Raw genomic sequence first — 20497 nt, forward strand, 5'->3', positions numbered from 1 at the left:
GATCTAGCAAAGTGATATCACTTTACACCATGGGGGTGGTCGCGATGTATCGCGAGTCGCTAGGCTGTTGTCCGTGACAGCCGAGAATCCGCCCGCGGTACCGCTGGGCAAAGAACCGCCGCCGCCGCCGGTCCGCGCCTCCGACGCCGACCGGGACCGGGTGGCCGAGATCCTCGCCCAGGCCCTCTCCGACGGCCGCCTCGACACCGACGAGCACGCCGAGCGCCTCGACGCCGTCTACGGCGCCAAGACGCTCGGCGAACTGGAGCCACTGGTGCGTGACCTGCCGGAAGGTCAGCACTTCGGCGCCACCTCCCCCACCCACGCCGCCCCCACCGCCCCCGGCCCGTGGGCCGCGCCCGGCGGCACACCGGGCGGGAAGCGCAACGTCGTCGCCGTCCTCAGCGGCTCCACCCGCCACGGCCGCTGGCGCGTCGGCGGCACGATCGACGCCGTGGCCGTCCTCGGCGGCATCGAACTGGACTTCACCGAGGCCCTGTTCGAGCAGCGCGAGGTCGTGGTCAACGCGGTCGCGGTCCTCGGCGGCATCGAGATACGCGTGCCGGACAACGTCTCGCTGCGCTGCGAGGGCAGCGGCTTCATGGGCGGCTTCGACGTCCGTGAGTTCGACGCGCCGGAACCTGGCGCGCCCGTCGTCGTGGTGAAGGGCTTCGCCTTCATGGGGGGTGTCGAGGCCAAGTCGGTGCGCGGCAAACGCGTCAAGGACCTGCGCAAGGACTGACCGGTACGGCTGACGCGGCAGGCGACGTTGTCGCTCCGTGCATAAGCGTGCGCACAGCGGGTAGGGCTCGGGGGACCGTCACTCGTATGGCCGCATGGTGGGAAGGACAGCGCGGCGTCCCCCAGGACGGGTGAGGGTCCACCAGCCAGGAGCGACCCCCGTAGCCGTCGTCAGGAGTTGACCGTGCTGCAATCGTCACCGCCACACGAGTCCCAGTGGTCCCCAGCAGCCCCTGCCCAGCGCAGCCCGAGAGACCTGGCCGGCCCCTGGCACTCGGAGGCCGCGTGCAGGCGCGATGAGGCGGGCCTGTTCTTCGCGCCCTCCCAGGAGCCCACAGCGGCCCGGCTGTCCCGCGAGCAGGCGGCCAAGTCCGTGTGCGCCCGCTGCCCCGTCCTGCTGGAGTGCAGGGAGCACGCCCTGCTCCAACCGGAGCCGTACGGCGTCTGGGGCGGGCTGACGGCGGCCGAACGCCGCGTCGTGCTCAGCCGCAGGCGCCGCCGGGACACGGCCGCGCCCGGCAGCCGGGCGGCCGAGATCCCGCGGATCGCCTGAGCCGCGCCGCACGCCGCCGAGCGGGGCGGCCGTCCCCCACCCACCGCCCGCCCCGCCCCGGCTCCCCGCCGTCCCCCGGCCCCACCTGCCGACCCGTCAGCCCGCCCGGTCGAAATCGACGGCGCTGTACGCCCGCAGCTTCGACAGCCGGTGCGTGGAGTCGATCTGACGGATCGTCCCGGACCGTGAACGCATCACCAGCGACTGCGTCGTCGCCGTCTCGGCGCGGTAGCGCACCCCCCGCAGCAGCTCCCCGTCCGTCACCCCGGTGGCGACGAAGAACACGTTCTCGCCGCGCACCAGGTCGTCCGTGTGCAGCACGCGGTCCAGGTCGTGCCCGGCGTCCAGCGCCGCGCGGCGCTCCGCCTCGTCCTTGGGCCACAGCTTGCCCTGGATCGTGCCGCCCAGGCACTTGATCGCGCAGGCCGCGATGATGCCCTCGGGCGTGCCGCCGATCCCCAGCAGCAGATCGACGCCGGTGTGGTCGCGGACGCTCATGATCGCCCCGGCGACGTCCCCGTCCTGGATGAACTTGATGCGCGCCCCGCTCGCCCGCACCCGGCGCACGAGGTCGGTGTGCCGGGGCCGGTCGAGGACGACCACCGTCACGTCCTCGGGCGTCCCGCCCTTGGCCTTGGCGACCCGCCGGATGTTCACCTCGGGCGGCGCGTCGATGTCCACGAACTCGGCGGCCTCGGGGCCGGTCGCCAGCTTGTCCATGTAGAAGACGGCGCTCGGGTCGAACATCGCGCCGCGCTCGGCCACGGCCAGTACCGACACCGCGTTCGCCATGCCCTTCGCGGTCAGCGTCGTCCCGTCCACCGGGTCCACGGCCACGTCGCACTCCGGGCCGGTGCCGTCGCCGACGCGTTCCCCGTTGAAGAGCATCGGCGCCTCGTCCTTCTCGCCCTCGCCGATGACGACGACGCCGTTCATCGAGACGGTCGAGACGAGCGAGCGCATGGCCCGTACGGCCGCCCCGTCGGCGCCGTTCTTGTCGCCGCGGCCCACCCAGCGGCCGGACGCCATCGCCCCGGCCTCGGTGACGCGGACGAGTTCGAGCGCCAGGTTGCGGTCCGGGGCCGCGGGGGCGACGTCGAGGGGGGACGGAAGGTGATCGGGCATCGGAGGACACCCCTTTCTGCGCCGGTCGGCGCTGGAGGGTAGCCCCGACTCTAGCCCCCTGCCCGACAGATGAGCGCGGCAATCATCGTTTGAGCGCACTGCTCGTCCGTCGCTCCCCGGCGCCCCCTCGGGGGGCGGGTGCGGGCACGGGCGGGGCGTGCGCGACGATGGTTGTGTGGCGAGCGAAGTGTCGAGCGAGAGCCCCGCGCCGGGGACCCAGCGGCCGGTGGACGAGCCGGGGAGCGGCCCCGTGGACGACGGGGGGGTCCCGGCGGGCGGCAGCACCGGCGGCGACCGGCGGGCGAACCGCCTGCGCCTCCAGAGTTTCCGCAACATGGTGCTGTCCATGGCGCTCATCTGCGTCGGCGCCTTCGGCTTCTGGCTCGTGATCCCGCACGACGAGTCGCGCGACCCCGTGCGGACCGTCGAGTACGACGTGGCGGCCAGCACCGCCGCCCGCGCCGCCCCCTACGACCTGGTCGTGCCGCGTGGCCTCGGCGAGGACTGGCGGGCGACGGCCGTGCGCTACGACCCGCAGGGTGAGTTCGGCCCGACCTGGCGCCTCGGGTACATGAACCCGGCCGACGAGTACGTCGCGCTCACCCAGGCCGTCCCCGTGGTGGGCAACGAGGACGCGTTCGTCTCCTCCGTCACCATCGGCGCCGAGGCCACCGGCGACACCATGAGCGTCGCCGGTGACACGTGGGAGCGCTACGAGGGCGAGAAGTACGACGCGCTGGTGCGGGTCGGCCCCGAGGAGACCACCGTCGTCATGGGCACCGCGCCGTTCGACCAGCTGGCCGACCTGACCGGGGCGCTCACCGTCGAGCCGGGCCGCGCCTGACGGCGCCGTCGCGCCACGCCGTCACAGGAAGCTGACGGCCTCGGCCGCGTCCAGCCGGGGCTGACGCGGCCGGTAGGACGTCTCGGCGGGCCGCCCGATGTTCACCAGGACCAGCGACTTCTGCTGCCCGTCGGGGAAGAACTCCTTGTCGAGGCCGACGGCGTCGAAGCCGCTCATCGGCCCGGCCGCCAGCCCCGCAGCCCGGACGCCGAGCACGAAGTAGCCGATCTGGAGCGTCGCGTTCAGCCGCCCGTCCGCCTCGCGGACCTCCGGGTCGCCGTAGAAGTCGTCGGCCAGCGTCGGGTACACGGGGAAGAGCGTGGGCAGCTTCTCGTGGAACCGCAGGTCGGCCGAGAGGATCGCCGTCGCCGGGGCGGCGGCCGTCTGCGCGCGGTTGCCCTCGGTCAGGTGCGGCAGCAGCCTGGCCTTGGCCTCCTGGCTGCGGACGACCGTCACGCGCAGCGGCGAGATGTTGAAGGCCGTCGGCGCGAACTTGATCAGGTCGTAGACCGCCCGCACCTCCTCGTCGGACACCGGCTCGTCGGTGAACGCCCGGGCGGTGTGCGCCTGGTGGAACAGGAGGTCCTGCGCGACGGAGTCGAGGGTCAGGGGCATGGGGGAGTACCTTTCGCGGTCGGCCGACGGTCACCTGATTGACCGGTCAACTTCTTCGACCGTGATGCTATTCCCCTTCGTCCCCCGGCCCGTCCTCCTCGCCGCCGCCCCGCCGTACGGTCTCCGGCTCCTCACCTGCCGCCAGCGCCGCGTCCAGCCGCGCCCGCGCGCCCTCCAGCCACTGGCCGCAGAGCCGCGCCAGCTCCTCCCCGCGCTCCCACAGGGCCAGCGACTCCTCAAGCGTCGCCCCGCCCGCCTCCAGCCTGCGGACCACGTCGATCAGCTCGTCGCGCGCCTGCTCGTAGCCCAGCGCCGCGCCCGGCCCGCTCCCCGCATCGGTCATGACCACCACCCTATTCCGGGGCCCGCAGGCCGCCCGCTCACCGTTCCGCCCGTCGCCCGGCTCATGCGCCACTCACCTTCACCGTGAACGTCCCCTCCGCCACGCGGGCCCGCAGCTCGTCCCCCTCCGCCACCTCGTCCGGCGCCCGCACCGCCGCGCCGTCCTGGCGCTGCAACACCGCGTAGCCCCGCCGCAGCGTCGCGGCGGGCGACAGCGCCACCACACGCGCCCTCGTGTGCTCCACGTCCGCCCGCGCGCGGTCCAGCAGATGGCCGAGCGCACGCCGGGAGCGCCCGACGAGATCCGCCAGCTCCGCCCCGCGCCCCTCCACCAGCCCGTACGGCTCGGCCAGCGCCGGACGGCTGCGGATGCCCGCCAGCCCCCGCTCCTCACGGTCGAGCCGCGCCTCGACGCAGCGCCGCGCCCGGTCCCGCAACTGCCCCACCCGCGCCAGCTCCTCCCGCACGTCGGGCACGACCCGCTTCGCCGCGTCCGTCGGCGTCGAGGCCCGCAGATCGGCCACCAGGTCGAGCAGCGGCGCGTCCGGCTCGTGCCCGATCGCGGAGACCACCGGCGTCACGCAGGCGGCGACGGCGCGCACCAACTCCTCGTCGGAGAACGGCAGCAGGTCCTCGACGCTGCCCCCGCCCCGCGCCACGACGATCACCTCGACCGCCGGGTCCTCGTCCAGCTCCCGCACGGCCGCGACGACCTGCGACACGGCGTGCACCCCCTGCACCGCGACGTTCCGCACCGCGAAGCGGACGGCCGGCCAGCGCAGCCGCGCGTTCTCCAGCACGTCACGCTCGGCCGCCGACGCCCGGCCCGTCACCAGCCCCACGCAGCCGGGCAGGAACGGCAACCGCCGCTTGCGGTCGGCCGCGAACAGCCCCTCGGCGGCCAGCTCCCGCTTCAGCCGCTCCAGCCGCACCAGCAGCTCACCCATCCCCACGGCGCGTATCTCCGTCGCCCGCAGCGACAGTTCACCGCGCGCCGCGTACCAGGACGGCTTGCCGAACACCACGACCCGCGCGCCCTCGCGCACCAGATCCGCGACCTGGTCGAACACGGCGCGGTAGCACGTCACCCGCAGCGACACGTCCCGCGCCGGGTCGCGAAGCGTGAGGAACACCACCCCGCTCCCCGGACGCCGGTTGAGCTGCGTGATCTGCCCCTCCACCCACACGGCGCCCAGCCGGTCGATCCACCCGCCGATGAGCCGCGACACCTCCCCGACCGGGATCGGGGCCTCCGCCGACGTCGTCACAGTCATGCGCGCAACGCTAACGCCCGCCACTGACAACGCGGTCCGTGCCACGGCTCCCCGCCCGCCCCCGTACGATGAACGCATGGCCGACCCGACCGACACCACGCGCCGCGTCCTGCTCGCCGCCCCCCGCGGATACTGCGCGGGAGTGGACCGGGCCGTCATCGCCGTGGAACGCGCGCTGGAACAGTACGGACCCCCGATCTACGTCCGCCACGAGATCGTCCACAACAAATATGTCGTGCGCACCCTCGAACAGAAGGGCGCCATCTTCGTCGAGGAGACCGCCGAGGTCCCCGAGGGCGAGATCGTCATCTTCTCCGCCCACGGCGTCGCCCCCGAGGTGCACCGCGAGGCGGAGCGTGGCCGACTCGCCACCGTGGACGCGACCTGCCCGCTGGTCACGAAGGTCCACAAGGAGGCCGTCCGCTTCGCCAAGGACGACTACGACATCCTCCTCATCGGCCACGACGGGCACGAGGAGGTCATCGGCACCAGCGGCGAGGCCCCCGAGCACATCACCCTCGTGGACGGGCCAGGCGACGTCGCGGGCCTGGAGGTGCGCGACCCGGAGAAGGTCGTCTGGCTCTCCCAGACCACGCTGTCGGTGGACGAGACGATGGAGACGGTCACCGCGCTCAAGGAGCGCTTCCCCGCCCTGATCGACCCGCCGAGCGACGACATCTGCTACGCCACGCAGAACCGGCAGACGGCGATCAAGCAGGTCGCCGCCGACGCGGACCTCGTCCTCGTCGTCGGGTCGAAGAACTCGTCGAACTCCGCCCGCATGGTCGAGGTCGCCCTCGGCGCGGGCGCGGACGCCGCGTACCTCGTGGACGGCGCCGAGGAGATCGACGAGGCGTGGCTCGACGGCGTGACGACGGTCGGGCTGTCCTCCGGCGCCTCCGTGCCCGAGATCCTGGTGGACGGCGTGCTGGAGTGGCTGTCCGCGCGGGGCTTCGCCGACGTGCAGCTCGTCCAGCCGATGCGGGAACACATCCAGTTCTCGCTGCCGAAGGAACTGCGCCGCGACCTGCGTGCCGAGGCCGCGGCGGCGAAGGCCGCCGCCCGCTGAGCCGTCGCGCCGCCGCCGCTCAGGCGCGGCGCCCGGCCGCGGGGCGGCGTTCGCGCAGCTTGCGGCCGAGGACGAGCAGCAGCTTCCGCACCAGGACGATCACCCCGGCCACGGCCGTGCCCGCGAAGACCCACGGCGCCCGCAGCGCCAGCTGCGTCACGGCGTCCAGCGGCCCGCCGGTGGTGAGCAGGCCCGTCGCGAAGGCGATGGGTGCCGCCACCGGCGCGAAGACCAGGTCGGCGGGCCGTACCCACACCGCCGAGGCGGTGCCGGTCACGACGAACAGGATCCCGTAGAGCATGGGGACCCCGCCGAACAGTTCGCAGAACCACGCCGACCCCACCATCGCCACCGTGGTCAGCACGCCGCAGCCGAGACCGGTCAGCCGGGGGCGCGGCAGCCTGCGGGGCGGGCGGCCGGGCTGCGGTCTGGCCCGTACGGCCCCGGCCGGCCGGGGCACCCGTGTCCGCACCCGGGCCGCGGCAGCCGGGTGCCGAGGGTGATGAGCTGTGTGCGTAGAGTGTTCCACGGGGTCAAGGTAAGCTGTCGGGCCCCGCGAGAGCGGTGATGGACACGCGTGCGGGCCGTATGACTGTCCTCCTGGCTGCCCGTCGGACGGTACGACGCCGCCCCGGCCGCCGGCCCGTGATGCGCCCGTAGACTGGGCCCTCGGCCCTTCCGCCGTCCGGCGGACCACGACCTCGCCCCGGGAAGTCTCACGTGTCGCTCACGATCGGTATCGTCGGCCTGCCGAATGTCGGCAAGTCCACGCTGTTCAACGCCCTGACCAAGAACGACGTGCTGGCGGCCAACTACCCGTTCGCCACGATCGAGCCCAACATCGGCGTGGTCGGCGTCCCGGACCCCCGCCTCGCGCGGCTCGCCGAGGTGTTCGGCTCGGAGCGCATCATCCCGGCGCACGTGGACTTCGTGGACATCGCCGGGATCGTGCGCGGCGCCAGCGAGGGCGAGGGCCTGGGCAACAAGTTCCTGCACCACATCCGCGAGTCCGACGCGATCTGCCAGGTCATCCGGGCGTTCAAGGACGAGAACGTCGTGCACGTGGACGGCAAGGTCTCCCCGAAGAGCGACATCGAGACCATCGACACCGAGCTGATCCTCGCCGACCTCCAGACCATCGAGAAGGTCCTGCCGCGCCTCCAGAAGGAGGCCCGCGTGAAGAAGGACCGGCAGCCGCTGGTGAAGGCGGTCGAGGAGGCCCAGGCGATCCTGGAGGAGGGGCGCACGCTCTTCGCCGCGGGCATCGCCCAGGGCACCGAGCGCGCCGAGCCGCTGCACGAGCTGCACCTGCTGACGGTCAAGCCGTTCCTCTACGTGTTCAACGTGGACGAGGACGAGCTGACCGACGACGCCTTCAAGGCCGAGCAGGCCGCCCTCGTCGCCCCGGCCGAGGCGATCTTCCTGAACGCCAAGCTGGAGGCCGACCTCGCCGAGCTGGACGACGAGGAGGCCCTCGAACTCCTCGCGACGGTCGGCCAGACCGAGCCGGGGCTCGCCACCCTCGCGCACGCGGGCTTCGCCACCCTCGGGCTCCAGACCTACCTCACGGCAGGCCCCAAGGAGACCCGCGCCTGGACCATCAAGCAGGGCGCCACGGCCCCCGAGGCGGCGGGCGTGATCCACACGGACTTCCAGAAGGGCTTCATCAAGGCCGAGGTCATCTCGTTCGACGACCTGATCGAGGCCGGTTCCACCACCGAGGCCCGCTCCCGCGGCAAGGCCCGCATGGAGGGCAAGGACTACGTGATGCGCGACGGCGACGTGGTGGAATTCCGCTTCAACGTGTGAACGCATGAAGTGGCACCACGTCGCTGACGTGGCGAACAGGCACGTCGGAAGGGGCCGGATTCTGGCGAGTCCGGCCCCTTGTGCATTCCGTGCTGACTTGGTGCTGACTTTTCAGCCGCTCCGGGGCGGTGTGAGCTTGTCGAGGTCGAGGCTGATCCGGAAGGGCACCGGGCGCTGGAGGGTCCCCCGGAAGATCCCGGCGGGCGCGTAGGCGCCGGTGGGTTCGTCGAGCTCGTAGACGTGGACGACGGGTGCCCCGTCCTCGTCCTCGATGCACCAGTAGTGCGGGATGCCGGCCTCCGCGTACTTGCGGAGTTTGACTGTGCGATCGCGATGGGCCGACTCCGGGGAGACGACCTCGATGACGAGTTGGACGTCCTCCGGTGCGAACCAGGTACGGTCGCCGTCGAAATTGGCCGTCGTCACCAGCAGGTCTGGCTCGGGGCGGTTCCGCGGGTCGAGCTTGATGGTCATTTCGCGGCCGACTCTGGTGTCGGCGGGCACCTGCTCCATGAGCGCGACGGTGAGCATGGTGACGAGGTGGCCGTGCCACCACCTCTGGGGCGACATCATGAAGACGAGGGCTCCATCGATCAGCTCGGTGTGGCGGGGTGCCTCGGGGAGGCGGTCGAGGTCCTCCGCGAACCAGCCTTCCGCGCGCGGCGGGCGCATCCAGTCGGGCAGTGCGGTCATGGCTTCACGGTAGCGGCCCGCAGCTGAGGCCGGAGAGCCAACGATCCCCGCCGGAGGACTTTCGGCAACGTGCCGCACCACGACCGGACACCCCACCTGATATCCGGCCACGAGCGACTCATCGGTCCAGATCGCAACGGTGGTCATCTCCGTGGTGGCTCTCGTCTTCTCATCGACGGCCGCGTTCTGGGCCCTCGTCCACAACCGACGTCAGGCAAGAGCGGTGGCGCAGGCCAACGCCCTCACGGAGACTGCGCCCACTGAAAGTGTCGTCGAGTCTGCTCCCCATCCTCCGACTGTGCCGTCCGCTGAGCGAGCTCATGTCCGTCTCCTTCGGCCCCGTGCCCGTGCTGACGGATGCGTTGGCGGGGCTCGATGGTGTGGATCGTGCCTACATCTACGGTTCCTGGGCCGCTCGGTACAACGGTGAGCCGGGGCCGCTGCCCGCTGATGTGGATGTCCTCGTCGTGGGCACCCCGGATGCCGACGCCCTCTTCGACCTCGCCGAGGAGGCGTCACGGCGCTTGCGTCGTGAGGTCACCATGCACCGGGTCTCCGCCGCGGCGTGGGAGGCCCCAACGGGCGATCCGTTCCTCACCGGCGTTCGCGAACGTCCCCTGGTACGGCTGAATCTTGACCTGGATCCGTGCTGACTTGAGCCTCGCAGAACCGTATTTCCCCAGGTGGGGTACGCACCGCTTCGACGTGTGAGCGTTCGATCAACTTGAGCCGAATTCATCTGTCACATGCGCATGTCGAGCGGGCCCGTCTCTTCTGAGGTGAGCCCCGTTCTGCTTCCCTGCCGACCTGGTGCTGACTTCTCGCCCTGCCCGACCCTCTCCCCAGTGGTACGGTATATGGTACCACTTCTGAAGGGAGTTCCGTCGATGTCGATCACTGCCAGCGAGGCGCGCAAGGCTCTCTTCCCGTTGATCAAGAAGGTCAACGACGATCATGAGGCCATCGAAATCGTCTCCAAGCACGGGAACGCCGTACTCGTCTCGGCCGAGGACTACGCCGCCCTGCGCGAAGGCTCCTACCTGTTGCGCTCGCCGGCCAACGCTCGCCGGCTGCTCAAGGCGTACGAGAACGCGCTGGGTGACAAAGGGCTCTCCGAGCGGGAGCTCATCGACCCTGATGCGTCGCGTGCCGAGAAGGGCGCCATGTGAGGCTCGTCTTCGAGGAGGGCGGCTGGGAGGACTACACGTCTTGGCTCAAGAACGATCGCAAGATGCTCGCCCGGATCAACAAGCTCATCGAGGACGTCCTGCGGGACCCGTTCACGGGGATCGGCAAGCCCGAGCCGCTGAAGTACCACCTGCCGGGGGCCTGGTCGCGGCGGATCGATGACGAACACCGCCTCGTCTATCTCGTCATGGATCGGCAGATCATCATCCTGGCGGCCCGCTACCACTACTGATCCCCGGTCGTGGCGTGCTGTCCCCGTGCTGACTTGGGCCTTCAGAAATCACCGTTTCCGCAGTTCGCAGCGTTGCCGTGGGCATTCCGCGCTGCAAGGGCGCTCGGGTGCGAGGTGTCGGGCAGCGGGATGTACGAGCGGGGGCTGCGCCGGAAGAGCCGTGGGGATCAGGGGCGCGTGGTGGCGGTGTTCTTGGCCTTGATGCGCTCGGCTTCCTTCTGGACCTCCGCCTGCGTGGCGCGCTCCTTCTGGAGCCACTCCGGGTTCTCCTCCCGCAGCGCCTCGATCTGCTCCGTGGTCAGCGCCTCGGTGACGCCGCCGCGCGCCAGGCCCGAGATGGAGACGGCGAGGCGGGCGGCGACGACGGAGCGCGGGTGCGGGCCGTCGCGGCGCAGGTCCCGCAGCCACGCGGGCGGGTCGGTCTGGAGGGCGTTCAGCTCGTCGCGCGTGACGGTGCCCTCCTGGAACTCCGCCGGGGTGGCTTGCAGGTAGACCTCCAGCTTCTTCGCCGCGGTCGCGGGCTTCATGGTCTGGGAGGTCCTGTGCGAGGTCATGGTGTCAAGCCTAACGAGCGTGTCGGGGTGCCCAGGACGCGACCGGTACCCTGGCCGGGTGACAGACCCGGACACACCCCCGTCGTTCAGGCTCGCCTACGTCCCGGGGGCGACGCCGGGCAAGTGGGTGCGGATCTGGCAGGAGCGGCTGCCCGAGGTGCCGCTTGAGCTGGTGCCGGTCGCCGTCGCCGACGCGCCGGGGCTGCTGCGCGAGCGCGGCGCGGACGCTGGGCTCCTGCGGCTGCCGATCGACCGCACCGACCTCAGCGCCATCCCCCTCTACACCGAGACGACCGTCGTCGTGGTCCCGAAGGATCACGTCGTGACCGCCGCCGAGGAGGTCTCGCCCGCCGACCTGGCGGACGAGGTGCTGTTCCACCCGCTCGACGACGCCCTCGACTGGGAGCGCCCGCCCGGCCGTCCGGCGGTCGAACGGCCCGCGACGACGGCCGACGCCGTCGAGCTGGTGGCGGCGGGCGTGGGCGTGCTCGTCGTGCCCCTGTCGCTCGCGCGCCTGCACCACCGCAAGGACCTCACGTACCGTCCCGTCGCCGACGTGCCGCAGTCGCGCGTCGCGCTGTCCTGGCGGGAGGACGGGACGACCGACCTGGTGGAGCAGTTCATCGGGATCGTGCGCGGCCGGACCGTGAACAGCACGCGCGGACGCCCCCAAGCCGCGGCGGAGCCGAAACGCAAGCCCGCGGCGAAGAAGGCCGCGAAGGCGGGCGGTGGCAAGGGCGCCGTCGGCCGGACTTCGCGCCGTGGCGGCTCCGGGAGCACGCAGGCCAAGCGGAGCGGCAAACCGCGCCGTCGTTCGTAGGGATACCGGGCGTGCGGGAGGCCGGTGAGGGGGCGCGCGACGCGTCGCCGTTGCCGGGCATGTCGTGATCCGTCGCACGGGTCGGCCGGTGTCCGCTGTGCTGTTCGTGTGGCGGAAAACGTAACATCCGACCGCCCGTGCGCCGTGATGCGGCCGTGACCTGCGCGAAGGAACGGTGCCCGGATTTCACAAAGTTGTCCGCCGTGTGACGTCCGCCCGAGGGGCCCTTGTGGATTCCGGTAGGTGATCGGATCATTCCATCTGGCAGTCGCCGCGGTCATGGAGATGTCATGGCCATGACATGACTAACCGGTGGTCGTGGGCTGCCCCCTTGGGTTTTGGCGCACCACCGATGAGGAGGAACCCCTCGATGGCAGTGATGCGATTTCCCGGTCGGCCGCGGACCAGGACGAGCGTGGCCACCGCCGCGCTGCTGGCTCTCGGCGCCGGGGCGTTGATGCCGATGACAGCACAGGCCGCGGACGCCCCACGGCCGACGATCGCGGGTGCCGACGCGGCGGACGCCGTGCCGGGCAGTTACATCGTCGTACTGAAGGACGGCGGCTTCTCCGCGTCCTCCGCGCGGGCCGAGACCCTGGCCGAGCGGCACGACGCGGAGGTGACCAGCGTCTACACCCACGCGCTCAACGGTTTCGCCGCCGAGCTGAGCGAGGCCGACGCGCTGGAGCTGGCCGCCGACCCGGCGGTCGAGCGCGTCGTCCAGAACCGCGTCTTCCGCGCGGACGCGACCCAGACCGACCCGCCGTCGTGGGGCCTCGACCGCATCGACCAGCCGTACCTGCCGCTGGACGACAGCTTCACCTACCCGGACTCGGCCGGTGAGGGCGTCACGGCGTACATCATCGACACCGGTGTGCGCGTCACGCACGAGGACTTCGAGGACCGCGCGCGCGTCGGCTTCGACGCTTTCGGCGGCGACGGCCTCGACGGGTACGGCCACGGCACGCACGTGGCGGGCACCGTCGCCGGGGCGAGCTACGGCGTCGCCAAGGAGGCGGAGATCGTCTCCGTCCGCGTGCTGGACGACAACGGCTCGGGCACCACGGAGTCGGTCGTCGCCGGTATCGACTGGGTCACGGGCGACGCGGCGGGCCTGGACGGTCCTGCGGTCGCCAACATGAGCCTGGGCGGCGGCGGTGACGACGTGCTGGACGAGGCGGTGGAGAACTCCGTCGCCGCCGGTGTCGTCTACGCGGTCGCGGCGGGCAACGACTACGGCGACGACGCGAGCGGCTACTCGCCCGCCCGTGTCGCGGACGCCATCACGGTCGGCTCCAGCGACTCGTCCGACAACATCTCGTACTTCTCGAACGTCGGCAGCGTCGTGGACCTCTACGCGCCGGGCTCGGACATCACGTCGGCCTGGAACGGCAGCGACACGGACGAGGACACCATCTCCGGCACGTCCATGGCGACCCCGCACGTCGCCGGTGCCGCCGCGCTCTACCTGAGCGAGAACCCGGCCGCCACCCCGGCGCAGGTCGAGGACGAGCTGGTGGACACCGCCGTGTGGAACCAGCTGGCGGGCATCCCGTCCGACACCGCCAACGCGCTGCTGCACATCGGCGGCGAGGGCGGCGGCGCCCCTGAGCCGCCGACCGGTCCGCGCTTCACCAGTGACACGAACGTGTCGATCGTGGACAACACCACGGTGTCGTCCACGCTCCCGGTCTCCGGTGTCGGCACGCTGAGCGGCCTGTACCAGGTCGAGATCCACATCCAGCACACGTGGGTGGGCGACCTGACCGTCGAGCTGGTCGCCCCCGACGGCGACACGATCCTGCTGCGCGACCAGACGGGCGGCTCGGCCGACGACATCAACGCCACCTACAACCTGAACGGCGCCGGGATCGACGCCGACGGCACCTGGACGCTCCAGGTGACGGACAACGCCAGCCTCGACCAGGGGCTCATCGACTCCTGGGCGCTCCAGTTCTGACGGCCACCCGCCGCCGGACATGACACCGCCGGCCCGTCCTGAGGAGGACGGGCCGGCGGTCCGCGTGTGCCGCGCCGTCACTCCGCGGGGGTCGGCCTCCGCAGGATGTCCGGCTCCAGGTAGATGACGCGGGCGGTCGGCTCGGCGGCCCGGACGCGTGCCTCGGCGGCGTCGATCGCCGCGGCGACGGTGGCCGCGTCGTCCCCGCTGTCCACCGCTATCTTCGCCGCGACCAGCAGCTCGTCAGGCCCCAGGTGCAGCGTCCGCATGTGGATGACCTGGGTGACGGTCTCGCCGTCCGTCAGCGCCGCGCGGATACGGGCCACGGCGTCCTTGCCCGCGGACTCGCCCAGCAGCAGCGACTTGGTCTCGGCCGCGAGGACCAGGGCGATGACGATCAGCAGGATGCCGATGCACAGGGTGCCGATGCCGTCCCAGACGCCGTCCCCCGTGGCCAGGGCGACGCTCACGCCGCCGAGCGCCAGGACGAGGCCGACCAGCGCGCCGAGGTCCTCCAGCAGGACGACGGGGAGTTCGGGGGCCTTCGCCGTCCGGATGAACTGCACCCACGACTGCGAGCCGCGTGTCTCGTTCGACTCCTTGATGGCGGTGCGGAAGGAGAAGGTCTCGGCGATGATCGCGAAGACCAGGACGCCCACCGGCCAGTACCAGTGCTCGATCTCGTGGGGATGGCGGATCTTCTCGATGCCCTCGTAGAGCGCGAAGACGCCGCCGACCGAGAACAGCACGATCGACACGAGGAAGGCGTAGATGTACCGCTCGCGGCCGTAGCCGAACGGGTGTTCCTCGCTGGCCGCGCGCTTGGCCCGCTTGCCGCCGAGGAGGAGCAGCGCCTGGTTGCCCGAGTCGGCGAGCGAGTGCACGCCCTCGGCCAGCATGGACGACGAGCCGCTGAAGACCGCGGCCACGAACTTCGCGACGGCGATGGCCAGGTTGGCGGTCAACGCGGCGACGATCGCCTTGGTTCCGCCCGACGCACTCATGTCTGTGGGTCCCCCTTCGGAATGCTTCCTCGCGTACGGCGGCACATTCTTGCAGCAGCTCCCACCGCCGCGCGGGCCGGTGGGTGGGCCCGTGAGCCGGTGCGCGCCCGGTACGTACGGGCGGCCCTGGCAGCCGGTCATCACTTCGGGTGAAACTCTGGCCGTCTCTTGCGGATGGCAACCGAGCGTTGTCAAGCTGTTGCAGGTAGTCAACAGCACCGGGTGACGAGCACCGCGGTCAACAGCACCGGGAGGGCCAATGCCGTTGGGTGAGAAGCCCGCGTACCTCCGTGTCGCGGAAGACCTCAGAGCGCAGATCGCCGACGGCACGCTGCCGCCGCACACCAGACTGCCCTCGCAGGCCACCATCCGTGCCGCGTACGGCGTCTCGGACACGGTCGCGCTTGAGGCCAGGAAGGTGCTCATGGCCGAAGGACTGGTGGAGGGCCGGTCGGGTTCGGGGACATATGTCCGGGAGCAGCCCGTGCCGCGGGCGATCCGCCGCAGCGGTTTCCGCATGCTCGGCGGGTGCACGCCGTTCCGCCAGGAACAGACGGACGAGCGGGTGCGGGGCACCTGGGAGGGTGACAGCGAGCGCGAGGAGGCGGAGCCGGGGATCGCCGCGCGGCTGCGCGTGGAGCCGGGTGACCCGGTGATGTGCACCCGGTACGTCTTCCGCGCCGGTTCCGAGGCCACGATGCTCTCCACCTCGTGGGAGCCGCTGCGGCTGACCGGTCGCACGCCGGTGGTGCTCCCGGAGCACGGGCCGCTGGCGGGTCGGGGGGTGGTGGAGCGGATGGCCGCCATCGACATCACGGTGGACAACGTCGTCGAGCACGTCGGTGCCCGGCCCGCGCTGGCCGACGAGGCCCGGCTGCTCGGCGGACTGCCCGGCCACCCCGTGCTGGTGATCAGCCGCACGTACCAGGCGGGCGGGCTGCCGGTGGAGACGGCGGACGTGATCGTCCCGGCGGACCGGTTCCGCATCGCCTACCACCTGCCGGTGCGCTGAGGCGGGCGGGCCGGGGACGGGAAGGGGAGAGGGGGGACGAGGTGGGGACCTCAGCGGTCGGGAAGGGCCAGTTCGAACCAGATGGTGCGGCCGATCGGGCCTTCGCGCGTGCCCCAGCGGTGCGATTCCGCGGAGATGAGGGGAAGGCCGTGCCGCGCGTCGTCGTCGAGGACGGAGGCCGTCTCGCGCAGTGGGTCGGGCGACGGGTCGGTGACCTCGACCAGCAGCATGGCGCTGTGCACCATGCGCAGGGCGACCGATTCGCGCGCGGCGCCGACGGCGTTGCCGATGAGTTCGGCCACCAGACGCTCGGTCCGGTCCGCGAGCGCGTCGAGTCCCCAGGCGGACAGGGTGGCGCGGGCCCGCCGCCGCGCCGCGTCCACGGTGTCGGGCCCCGCGGCGAAGACGTCGCTGTCCACGCGGTCGGCGGGCAGGGTGCTCAGGCGGGCGAGCAGCAGCGCGAGGTCGTCGGCCTCGCGGCCGTCGTCCCGGGGGCGCAGCTCGCGGATGACCCGGTCGCAGATGTCGTCCAGCGGGACGTCCCGTCCGGTGGCTCCGGCGAGGAGGTCGGCGAGCCGCGCCACGCGGTCCGTGATGTCCTCGTCGCGCGTCTCGACCAGGCCGTCGGTGTAGAGGGCGAGGACGCTGCCCGGCGCCACATCGACGCGCAGTTCCTCGAACGGCACCCCGTCCACGCCGAGCGGCGCGCCGGAGGGCATGTCGAGGACGCGGGAGGTCCCGTGGCCGGTGGCGGCGTCCGTCCCTGCCAGCACGGGCGGCAGATGGCCCGCCTTGGCCAGGACGAGCACCCCGGTGGCCGGGTCGTACACCGAGTACAGGCAGGTGGCCATCACCGGGTCGTCGGGGCGCTCGGCGATGTCACGGCCCAGCTGGTTGAGCCGCCGCAGCAGCTGGCCTGGCGCGAGGTCGAGCCCGGCGAGGGTGCGGACGGCGGTGCGCAGCTGCCCCATGAGGGCCGCGGCGCGCAGCCCGTGCCCGGTGACGTCGCCCATGACGAACGCGACCCGGCCGCCCGTCAGCGGGATCGCGTCGAACCAGTCGCCGCCCACCTCGGCGCCGATGCTGCCGGGGACGTAACGGTGGCTCACCTCGACGCCCGGCTGCGAGGGGAAGGACTGGGGGAGCAGGCTGCGCTGGAGGGTCAGGGCGCCCTCGCGCTCGCGGACGTAGAGCCGCGCGTTGTCCAGGGAGATGCCCGCGCGGGCGGCCAGTTCGAGGGCCAGGGCGAGGTCCTCCCGGTCGAAGCCGGCGCGTTCCCCGGCCCGGCTGACGACGAGCAGGCCGAGGACCGTGCCCCGCGCGCGCAGCGGCACGGTGAGCATCGAGTGGATGCCGAGGTCGGCGACGGCGTCCGCCAGCGGGGCGTCCGTGGCGACAGCGGCCCGCAGCTGGTCGCGGGTCTCGGCCAGATGGGGGGCGCCCGTGGTGAGGACCTGGCTCAGGACGGAGCCGGGACGGAACGACAGGTCCTCCAGGCCGATGCCCAGGCACCGGTCCACGGTCGCGTCGTGCCGCTTGGCGGCGACGCCGATCTGCACCAGCTCGGTCGCGGCGCTCTCCATGGCGGTGGGCGGCTCCCCGCCGGTGGCGACCGGCATGAGCAGCTCCACCCCGGCGTAGTCCGCGAAGCGCGGCACGAGGGTGAGTGCCAGGGCCTCGCCGATGCGGCGGAGGTCGAGCAGGTCTCCCAGGGCGGTGCCGACGTCGTCCAGCAGGGCCAGGCGCCGACGGGACCGTTCGATGTCGGCGAGGGCCGCACGGCGCTCCGAGATGTCGAGGACGGTGCAGCTGACGCCCAGCGGGCGGCCCGCCGGGTCGGTGAGGCGGCCGAACGAGACGGACTGCGCGCCCTGTCCGTCGGGCGAGGCCGTGACCAGGTCGGTGATGGGCTGCCCTGTCCGCAGGACGGCGCGCTGGATGCGGTGCAGTTCCTGTCCCATCGGGGCGGGCAGCACCTCAAGGACGGTGTGCCCGATCAGTTCGTCGGCGGACATGCCGTAGAGGCGGGTCAGCGCCTCGTTGACGCGCGTGCAGCGCTGCTCGGTGTCGAACAGGGCGATTCCCATGGGGGAGGCGGTGAACAGGGCGTCCAGCGCCGCGACGTCCCGTTCCAGGGCGCCGAGCCCGGTGGTGGGGGTGAGATCGGCCAGGACGCGGAGGGTGCCGTCGGCCTCCCTGGCGAGCCAGGCGCGCACGGCTGCCTCGACGGTCCGGCCGTCCTGGTGACGCAGGGGCAGGACGCCGTGCCACATGCCGTCACGCAGCAGCGCCCGCAGGGCGGCGGTGCCGTGGCCGGCGGGGTGGCCCGGCGGCAGGAATGCGGCGAGCGGGCGTCCGGTGGCCTGCCGCGCGGTCCAGCCGAGGAGGTCTTCGGCGGGCGGGCTCCACAGCAGGAGGGTGCCCCGGGGGTCCAGCGTGACCGGGCCCACGGGCAGGTGGTCGAGCGGCGAGCGCGGACCCGCCTGTTCCGGGACGGCCGCGTCCCGGCCGCTCGGTTCGGAAGGTTGTGCAGACACCGCCGGCCCCTGTCGGGTATGGGTTTTCCTGTCCCTCTTACCCGATTGTGCCAAGAGTGTCCCGAGTCAGCGCGGTATGCGCTCCTCGGCGGTATCGACGCGCTCCACGAGATAGTGCGCCGGAGCGTCCGCCGTGTGCGCCCCCGCGTTCAGCCGCAGGCGCTGGATGAGCCGCTGCGCCTCGGCCCGCGTCGCGCAGTGCCCTATGCGGTACCTGCTGCCGTCCTCGTCCTGCCGGATCACCTGCCAGGGCTGTGGATTGCCGACGTTCATTCATCACCCCCCATCCGCATATGCCAGACCATACGCCAGCGCGTCACCCACCGAACAGGGCTCCGGCCGGACAGTGCGTCCCCTCAGGTCAGCGGCCCGGCGTCGCGCTCCAGCCGGGCGCGGGCGGAGCGCGCCAGGGTGTCCGCCCGGCGGGCGGACGCGAGGGCCCCGGCAGGATCGCGGTCCGCCCGCGCGACGGCGTCGGCCAGTGCGCCGCGGGCCGTCGCGAGCCGGGCGCGGGCGGCGGTGCCCACGCTGTGGCGATGTGCCGTGACCAGGGCGTCCGTCCAGTTCAGCTCCGTCCTGGCGAGCAGCAGACCCTGGCCGAGCAGCGCCCGCGCGCGCCGGTCGTGGGCCTGTGCCGTGCGCTCCCGTGCCAGCGCCTGGGCCAGCGGGGCTCCCCCGGCGACCAGGGTCCGCAGCGTCTCGATCGGATCGTGCGCCCCGCGCACGCCCGTGAGCGCGGTCTCGGCCTCCCGCACGGCCACGGGCGCGGCGCGCGCCCCCTGGGCATCCGTCAGGTCCTGCTCCGCGCCGGTCCGTGCCCGGATCAGCAGGGCATCCGCCCGCGTCGTGGCGGCCGTCCGGTGCGCCGTGGCCGACAGCAGCGTCTCGGCGGCCACCGTCGCCGCGCGCGCGGCACGGACCGCTCGGGCCGTCGCGGGGCGGTCGTCGCGCCCGAACGCCTCCTCGGCCCGCCGCAGTTGCTCGCGCGCCCCGGCGAGCCGTACGTGGGACTGCGGCAGCGCCCGGGCGGGAGCCGACACGTCGGCGATCCGTTGCCGCACCGCCGTGAGGGCGCCCGCCGTGCCCGCGGCGGCGACGGGCCCTGCGGCGGAGAGGTGCTCGCGGGCGAGGGCGCAGCGCTCGGCGATCCGGGTGAGCGCCCGGCGCCTGGCCAGGCGACCGGGCCGGCGCGCCAGGCCCGACGCGTACCACGCGCGCAGCGCCGCGTCCGCCGTCGTGCGCGCGGTCTCCAGGGCGGTCATGGCCGCCCGGGTGGCCTCGGGGGAGAAGGACAGCTCGGCCGCCCGGGTGCGCACCGCGTCGTCCAGGTCGATCAGCAGGCCTCTCACATGGCTGTCGAGCGCGGTCAGCGGCACCACGGGCGGCAGGCTCCGCTCACCGTGCCGGATCAGGAAGACCGCCAGTGCCGCCGCGCCCACCAGGAGCAGCACGGGCACCACCCAGTCACCCAGCCCGCTTCCGGGGGAGGGGCCGGGGTCCCGGACGCCCGGCGTGATCCGGGGCGAGGGGACGGGCGTCCGCCCGGCCAGCGCGGCGAATCCCTCGGCCGCCCCGATCGCCGCGCCCGCCCAGTCCGCCTGCCGCAGCGGCGGGGCGACGGCGACGGTCTCGACCGCTTCCAGGTCCTCGGGGGAGAAGCCGGAGTGCGTGTCGGCCGAGAGGGCGTACCGCCGCTCGTGGGTGGCGACGGCGATGAGCAGGTCGCGGACGCCGAGCCGGTTGCGGTCGGCCACGCCGTCGGCCCACGACTGCGCCTCGTGTCCGGAGAAGTCCCGGACGAAGACGACGAACAGCTGGTACCTGTGGTCCTCTTCGAGCCGGGTGAGTGCCCGCTGCACGGCGTCCCGGCGGTGGCCGAGGGCGCCCACCTGGTCGGTGACCTGCCCGGCGTGGTCGAGCGTGACCGTGTCGGCGGCCCGGGCGGGGAGCGGGGTGGCCGTCAGCCACACGGTCAGGGCGGCGATCATCGCGGCGGCGGGACGTCCGCGCATCCGCCCACCTCCCGACCGGGGACCGCGTTGCCTCGACCGTAGGCGTGGCCCTCACCCGGCGCGAGCGGGTCCGGGCCGGACGGGCGGGGTGGGGCCGGTCGGTCCCGCGCCAC

At 72.7% G+C, this 20497-nt stretch carries 22 protein-coding genes; 11 read left to right on the plus strand and 11 right to left on the minus strand.

Annotated elements, in window-relative coordinates:
* The first annotated feature begins 73 nt into the window (after positions 1-73).
* Together IF27_RS22495 and IF27_RS22500 are read left to right on the plus strand one after the other, a co-directional pair.
* Positions 74-742 carry a DUF1707 SHOCT-like domain-containing protein gene (locus IF27_RS22495; RefSeq protein WP_110946151.1) on the plus strand — a complete coding sequence of 223 codons (669 nt, stop codon included), beginning with the start codon at positions 74-76 and terminating at the stop codon, positions 740-742.
* A 183-nt stretch (positions 743-925) separates the two neighbouring features.
* A complete protein-coding gene (locus IF27_RS22500; RefSeq protein WP_420822043.1) occupies positions 926-1294 on the plus strand; it encodes a WhiB family transcriptional regulator in 369 nt (122 codons plus the stop codon).
* 96 nt (positions 1295-1390) lie between these two features.
* Here the strand turns inward: IF27_RS22500 and glpX are convergent, their stop codons facing one another.
* The gene (glpX, locus tag IF27_RS22505) at positions 1391-2419 is read right to left on the minus strand and encodes a class II fructose-bisphosphatase (RefSeq protein ID WP_052851524.1); all 1029 of its coding nucleotides are present in this window, start codon (positions 2417-2419) and stop codon (positions 1391-1393) included.
* A gap of 175 nt (positions 2420-2594) precedes the next feature.
* Between glpX and IF27_RS22510 the strand changes: the two genes are divergently transcribed.
* The gene (locus IF27_RS22510; RefSeq protein WP_223291165.1) at positions 2595-3263 is read left to right on the plus strand and encodes a DUF4245 domain-containing protein; all 669 of its coding nucleotides are present in this window, start codon (positions 2595-2597) and stop codon (positions 3261-3263) included.
* A gap of 21 nt (positions 3264-3284) precedes the next feature.
* On the opposite strand, the gene IF27_RS22515 is transcribed toward IF27_RS22510, so the two are convergent.
* The 3 genes from IF27_RS22515 to xseA all read right to left on the minus strand — a co-directional run bounded on the left by IF27_RS22515 (position 3285) and on the right by xseA (position 5494).
* Positions 3285-3878 carry a malonic semialdehyde reductase gene (locus IF27_RS22515; RefSeq protein ID WP_052851526.1) on the minus strand — a complete coding sequence of 198 codons (594 nt, stop codon included), beginning with the start codon at positions 3876-3878 and terminating at the stop codon, positions 3285-3287.
* A gap of 67 nt (positions 3879-3945) precedes the next feature.
* Positions 3946-4221: an exodeoxyribonuclease VII small subunit gene (locus tag IF27_RS22520; RefSeq protein WP_052851633.1), complete on the minus strand. Its 276-nt coding sequence runs from the start codon at positions 4219-4221 to the stop codon at positions 3946-3948.
* 61 nt (positions 4222-4282) lie between these two features.
* Positions 4283-5494 carry an exodeoxyribonuclease VII large subunit gene (gene xseA / locus IF27_RS22525; RefSeq protein ID WP_052851527.1) on the minus strand — a complete coding sequence of 404 codons (1212 nt, stop codon included), beginning with the start codon at positions 5492-5494 and terminating at the stop codon, positions 4283-4285.
* 76 nt (positions 5495-5570) lie between these two features.
* On the opposite strand from xseA, the gene IF27_RS22530 reads away from it, so the two are divergent.
* Positions 5571-6563, plus strand: coding sequence for a 4-hydroxy-3-methylbut-2-enyl diphosphate reductase (locus IF27_RS22530; RefSeq protein ID WP_052851528.1), 993 nt, complete (start codon positions 5571-5573; stop codon positions 6561-6563).
* A 19-nt stretch (positions 6564-6582) separates the two neighbouring features.
* Here IF27_RS22530 and IF27_RS22535 read toward each other — a convergent pair whose 3' ends face one another.
* On the minus strand, positions 6583-7023 hold the full coding sequence (locus IF27_RS22535; protein WP_052851529.1) for a DUF6542 domain-containing protein: 441 nt from the start codon (positions 7021-7023) through the stop codon (positions 6583-6585).
* 260 nt (positions 7024-7283) lie between these two features.
* Here IF27_RS22535 and ychF point away from each other — a divergent pair, with 260 nt between their 5' ends.
* Positions 7284-8372, plus strand: coding sequence for a redox-regulated ATPase YchF (gene ychF, locus IF27_RS22540; protein WP_052851530.1), 1089 nt, complete (start codon positions 7284-7286; stop codon positions 8370-8372).
* A 111-nt stretch (positions 8373-8483) separates the two neighbouring features.
* On the opposite strand, the gene IF27_RS22545 is transcribed toward ychF, so the two are convergent.
* On the minus strand, positions 8484-9065 hold the full coding sequence (locus tag IF27_RS22545) for a Uma2 family endonuclease (RefSeq protein WP_052851531.1): 582 nt from the start codon (positions 9063-9065) through the stop codon (positions 8484-8486).
* A gap of 320 nt (positions 9066-9385) precedes the next feature.
* On the opposite strand from IF27_RS22545, the gene IF27_RS22550 reads away from it, so the two are divergent.
* From IF27_RS22550 to IF27_RS22560, 3 genes are all read left to right on the plus strand, one after another.
* Entirely contained in the window at positions 9386-9718 is a 333-nt protein-coding gene (locus tag IF27_RS22550; protein WP_223291166.1) for a nucleotidyltransferase domain-containing protein, read from the plus strand.
* Between the two features lie 234 nt (positions 9719-9952).
* Positions 9953-10234, plus strand: coding sequence for a type II toxin-antitoxin system Phd/YefM family antitoxin (locus IF27_RS22555; RefSeq protein ID WP_052851532.1), 282 nt, complete (start codon positions 9953-9955; stop codon positions 10232-10234).
* Complete coding sequence (locus IF27_RS22560; protein ID WP_052851533.1) at positions 10231-10485, plus strand: Txe/YoeB family addiction module toxin; 255 nt, start codon at positions 10231-10233, stop codon at positions 10483-10485. Before IF27_RS22555 ends, IF27_RS22560 begins: the two co-directional genes overlap by 4 nt.
* A gap of 167 nt (positions 10486-10652) precedes the next feature.
* Here IF27_RS22560 and IF27_RS22565 read toward each other — a convergent pair whose 3' ends face one another.
* A complete protein-coding gene (locus tag IF27_RS22565) occupies positions 10653-11039 on the minus strand; it encodes a DUF5997 family protein (protein WP_052851534.1) in 387 nt (128 codons plus the stop codon).
* Between the two features lie 58 nt (positions 11040-11097).
* Between IF27_RS22565 and IF27_RS22570 the strand changes: the two genes are divergently transcribed.
* Positions 11098-11859, plus strand: coding sequence for a LysR substrate-binding domain-containing protein (locus IF27_RS22570; protein ID WP_052851535.1), 762 nt, complete (start codon positions 11098-11100; stop codon positions 11857-11859).
* A 370-nt stretch (positions 11860-12229) separates the two neighbouring features.
* Positions 12230-13819 carry a S8 family peptidase gene (locus tag IF27_RS22575; RefSeq protein ID WP_052851536.1) on the plus strand — a complete coding sequence of 530 codons (1590 nt, stop codon included), beginning with the start codon at positions 12230-12232 and terminating at the stop codon, positions 13817-13819.
* A 77-nt stretch (positions 13820-13896) separates the two neighbouring features.
* On the opposite strand, the gene IF27_RS22580 is transcribed toward IF27_RS22575, so the two are convergent.
* Positions 13897-14823 carry a cation diffusion facilitator family transporter gene (locus IF27_RS22580; RefSeq protein WP_052851537.1) on the minus strand — a complete coding sequence of 309 codons (927 nt, stop codon included), beginning with the start codon at positions 14821-14823 and terminating at the stop codon, positions 13897-13899.
* Positions 14824-15082: 259 nt separating this feature from the next.
* Between IF27_RS22580 and IF27_RS22585 the strand changes: the two genes are divergently transcribed.
* Entirely contained in the window at positions 15083-15835 is a 753-nt protein-coding gene (locus IF27_RS22585; RefSeq protein ID WP_052851538.1) for a GntR family transcriptional regulator, read from the plus strand.
* A gap of 50 nt (positions 15836-15885) precedes the next feature.
* Here the strand turns inward: IF27_RS22585 and IF27_RS22590 are convergent, their stop codons facing one another.
* The 3 genes from IF27_RS22590 to IF27_RS22600 all read right to left on the minus strand — a co-directional run bounded on the left by IF27_RS22590 (position 15886) and on the right by IF27_RS22600 (position 20384).
* On the minus strand, positions 15886-18372 hold the full coding sequence (locus tag IF27_RS22590; protein ID WP_052851539.1) for a SpoIIE family protein phosphatase: 2487 nt from the start codon (positions 18370-18372) through the stop codon (positions 15886-15888).
* Positions 18373-18438: 66 nt separating this feature from the next.
* Positions 18439-18645, minus strand: a complete 207-nt coding sequence (locus IF27_RS22595; protein ID WP_052851540.1) for an SPOR domain-containing protein — start codon at positions 18643-18645, stop codon at positions 18439-18441.
* Between the two features lie 83 nt (positions 18646-18728).
* The gene (locus IF27_RS22600) at positions 18729-20384 is read right to left on the minus strand and encodes a TPM domain-containing protein (protein ID WP_052851541.1); all 1656 of its coding nucleotides are present in this window, start codon (positions 20382-20384) and stop codon (positions 18729-18731) included.
* Positions 20385-20497: the final 113 nt, after the last annotated feature.

The sequence above is a fragment of the Streptomyces avicenniae genome (genome assembly GCF_000719135.1).
GTDB lineage: Bacteria > Actinomycetota > Actinomycetes > Streptomycetales > Streptomycetaceae > Streptomyces > Streptomyces avicenniae.

Excerpts from the sequence above, each read along its gene's own strand:
- IF27_RS22555 (WP_052851532.1), top strand. The coding sequence starts at position 9,953 with ATGTCGATCACTGCCAGCGAGGCGCGCAAGGCTCTCTTCCCGTTGATC.
- IF27_RS22550 (WP_223291166.1), top strand. The coding sequence starts at position 9,386 with ATGTCCGTCTCCTTCGGCCCCGTGCCCGTGCTGACGGATGCGTTGGCG.
- IF27_RS22545 (WP_052851531.1), bottom strand. The coding sequence starts at position 9,065 with ATGACCGCACTGCCCGACTGGATGCGCCCGCCGCGCGCGGAAGGCTGG.
- IF27_RS22530 (WP_052851528.1), top strand. The coding sequence starts at position 5,571 with ATGGCCGACCCGACCGACACCACGCGCCGCGTCCTGCTCGCCGCCCCC.
- IF27_RS22520 (WP_052851633.1), bottom strand. The coding sequence starts at position 4,221 with ATGACCGATGCGGGGAGCGGGCCGGGCGCGGCGCTGGGCTACGAGCAG.
- IF27_RS22575 (WP_052851536.1), top strand. The coding sequence starts at position 12,230 with ATGGCAGTGATGCGATTTCCCGGTCGGCCGCGGACCAGGACGAGCGTG.
- glpX (WP_052851524.1), bottom strand. The coding sequence starts at position 2,419 with ATGCCCGATCACCTTCCGTCCCCCCTCGACGTCGCCCCCGCGGCCCCG.
- IF27_RS22580 (WP_052851537.1), bottom strand. The coding sequence starts at position 14,823 with ATGAGTGCGTCGGGCGGAACCAAGGCGATCGTCGCCGCGTTGACCGCC.
- IF27_RS22565 (WP_052851534.1), bottom strand. The coding sequence starts at position 11,039 with ATGACCTCGCACAGGACCTCCCAGACCATGAAGCCCGCGACCGCGGCG.
- IF27_RS22515 (WP_052851526.1), bottom strand. The coding sequence starts at position 3,878 with ATGCCCCTGACCCTCGACTCCGTCGCGCAGGACCTCCTGTTCCACCAG.
- IF27_RS22585 (WP_052851538.1), top strand. The coding sequence starts at position 15,083 with ATGCCGTTGGGTGAGAAGCCCGCGTACCTCCGTGTCGCGGAAGACCTC.
- IF27_RS22595 (WP_052851540.1), bottom strand. The coding sequence starts at position 18,645 with ATGAACGTCGGCAATCCACAGCCCTGGCAGGTGATCCGGCAGGACGAG.
- IF27_RS22600 (WP_052851541.1), bottom strand. The coding sequence starts at position 20,384 with ATGCGCGGACGTCCCGCCGCCGCGATGATCGCCGCCCTGACCGTGTGG.
- xseA (WP_052851527.1), bottom strand. The coding sequence starts at position 5,494 with ATGACTGTGACGACGTCGGCGGAGGCCCCGATCCCGGTCGGGGAGGTG.